Here is a 2994-nt window from a genome sequence, read left to right as displayed (position 1 = left end):
TTGTTAAATTCCGAATGGAGCTTCTGATTCAGAGGCTTTTTGTCACAACCCCTTTTCAGGAGATACTTAGTTTATAAAAGGAGAAGTATTAAATGTTTTCTGGGTGACGTTGGATGTAAACAACCTTCGTGTCAGTGCATTCAAGGATACCGTGCATACCATCAGAACCACCGATACCAGATTCCTTAACACCAGCGTGGTAACCTTGCATAGCTTCGAAGTAGTTCCGGTTGACGTAGGTTTCACCGGCTTGAATTTCGTTAACAGCGTAGGCTGCCCGGTCAAGGCTCTTGGTGAAGATACCAGAGGTCAGGCCCATCGTGCTGTCGTTGCACATGTCAACGGCTTCTTCAAGGGTCTTGAAGGTCATAACTGGCAGAACTGGGCCGAAGATTTCGTCTTGGATAGCGGAACCATCCTGCTTGACATTGGTCAAGATAGTTGGTTCGTAGAAGAAGCCCTTGCCGTCAACTGGCTTACCACCGGTAACAACCTTGGCACCTTCCTTAACAGCTTGCTTTACCTGGCTGTCAACCTTTTCAAGGGCGGCCTTGTTGATCAGTGGACCCATGCCAATCTTAGGGTTCTTAACCGTGTCACCAACAGTAATCTTCTTAACAGCAGCAGTCAGCTTTTCCATGAATTCGTCAGCAACGTTTTCTTGAACGTATACCCGTTGAACGTTGTTGCAAAGTTCACCGTTGTTGTCGAACCGTGAGTTGATGATGTCGTTAACGGCTTCGTCTAAGTCAGCATCGTCACAAACAACAGCTGGAGCGTTCCCACCTAATTCAAGGGAAACTTCACCAACGTGGTCAGCTGCGGCAGCCATGATCCGCTTACCAGCGCCAACAGAACCAGTCAAGCTGGCCATGCCGATCTTAGGGTTCTTGGAAAGTTCGTTCCCAACAACTGAACCTGGTCCAGTAACAAAGTTTACAACCCCGGCTGGGATACCAACCTTGTCACAGAGCTTAGCAAATTCAAGGGCACCAATTGGGGTGTCAGAACTTGGCTTCAATACGATGGTGTTACCAGTTACCAAAGCTGGAGCCATCTTCCGGGCAATCAGGAAGAATGGGAAGTTCCAAGGCAGGATTCCGGCGATGACACCAATTGGCATCCGCTTCAGCAAAATTGTCTCATCCTTGTTGTCGGATTGGATAACTTCACCCTTGTAAGTTCGACCAGCTGCTGCCATGTAGTCAAAGTAGTCGGCGGTGAAGTTTACTTCAGTTTCAGCAAGTGAACGAATCTTACCTTGTTCAACTTGCAGATTCTTGATCCATGGTTCTGGGTCCTTCCGAATTTCTTCGGCCAGCTTGTGGAGGTAGGTTCCACGGGTTGGTGCAGGTACCCGGTGCCAAGTCTTTTCAGCTTCCGTAGCGGCGTCAATTGCTTCACGGGTTTCTTCAACCGTAGCACTAGGAACGGTCCCTAAAACAGATTCATCGTTTGGGCTGATTACAGTAATCTTCTTGCCTGAATCTGTGTCAACAAATTTACCATTAATGTACATCTTGTAGTGTGGTGTAGCCATTTTATTGCTTCCTTTCAAGCGTACTATCTAATGCCTTAAACCAACTTTACTAGGTAAATTATTTGCCTGGCTTGTAGTCCTTGTCGATGATCAGAACTGGCTTGATGGTCTTGCCAGATACAGAGTCAGCGTTGGCTTCGTTGATTTGATCGAAGTCGTAGAACTTTTCGGTCTTGTCGAAGTCGAACATGCCGAGCTTGTAGAATTCAATCAGACGTGGAATGTCAACTTGTGGAATTGAGTCACCCATGTTAACACCAACGATTGTCCGGTCAGCTGGGCAAAGGTCGTTCCAAGTGTTAACGTCGATGTGTTGAGCAGTAACGGCAATGGCAGCCAGAACACCACCTTGTGCTAAGGCTTGGATAGCGTCTTGCATAACCTTAGTAACACCAGTGGTATCAACAATGTAGTCAACACCCTTGCCATCGGTCAGCTTTTGGATAGCCTTAACCATGTCTTCGTCGTTAGTGTTGATAGCGTCAGTAGCACCCAATTCCTTGGCGAGGTTCAGCCGTTCTGGAACACGGTCAATTGCGATAACCTTCGTGCAGCCAGAAATCTTACCAGCCATCATAGCAGCCAAACCAACGGCACCAGTACCAGTTACGGCAATGGTGGAACCTGGTTCAGGCTTCAATGTGTTGAAGACGGTCCCAGAACCAGTTACGTAACCACAGCCCAGAGGTCCAAGCTTCCGCAGGTCAAGGTCCTTAGGTACCTTAACAGCGTTCCGCTCACGAACAACAGTGGTGGTAGTGAATGATGATTGGTCAAACATGTCATCAACTTGGTGGCCATCTTCAGTAAAGTGGGCACTGCCGTCAGGACGAACACCTGACAGGTTGTTAGCAGCGTAGTTCAAGCACTTCGTTGGCTTACCCTTCAAACAGTTGATACAGTTACCACAGCCATAGAATGACAGGATAACGTGATCACCAGGCTTGAAGTCCTTAACTTCAGGACCAACCTTTTCAACAATCCCGGAACCTTCGTGTCCTAAGATAATTGGGTAACCAATTTCGGCATCACCCTTACGAAGGGCTTCATCGGAGTGGCAAATACCAGTTGCGACCATGTGAATTTGCAGGTCGTCAGCTTGCATATCAGCCAATTCAACGTCGTCACGAATATCAAACTTTGCACCTTTCTTATCTACAACAGCAGCTTTGATTTTCATAACAATACATCTCCTTAGATATATCCAATCGCTTTACAATGTTTACACTATCACAAAGTTTGATAATTTTTAGTTTTTTTTAAAATGAGAGTTTTATTATTTATTGTTACACGCCTACTTAGAGTATGTATTAGGGTTGTCTAAACTTGTGAAACTTTTTACTTGTCGGATGAAAAGGTTTTCATAAGATTGTCGGAAAAGTTATAAATATAAGACAGAAAAAGGGGTTGTGACAAAAAGCCTCTGAATCAGAAGCTCCATTCGGAATTTAACA

At 45.8% G+C, this 2994-nt stretch carries 2 protein-coding genes; both read right to left on the bottom strand.

Annotated elements, in window-relative coordinates; genetic code table 11:
* Positions 1–88: 88 nt before the first annotated feature.
* Positions 89–1540, bottom strand: coding sequence for an aldehyde dehydrogenase (aldA, locus tag FD32_RS07185; RefSeq protein ID WP_047769613.1), 1452 nt, complete (start codon positions 1538–1540; stop codon positions 89–91).
* Positions 1541–1598: 58 nt separating this feature from the next.
* The gene (locus FD32_RS07180) at positions 1599–2720 is read right to left on the bottom strand and encodes an NAD(P)-dependent alcohol dehydrogenase (protein WP_047769611.1); all 1122 of its coding nucleotides are present in this window, start codon (positions 2718–2720) and stop codon (positions 1599–1601) included.
* Between the last annotated feature and the right edge of the window lie 274 nt (positions 2721–2994).

Origin of the sequence: Limosilactobacillus panis DSM 6035 (assembly GCF_001435935.1) — a bacterium.
In the GTDB taxonomy this organism is placed as follows: domain Bacteria; phylum Bacillota; class Bacilli; order Lactobacillales; family Lactobacillaceae; genus Limosilactobacillus; species Limosilactobacillus panis.
This window is presented reverse-complemented; position numbering and strand designations above follow the sequence as displayed.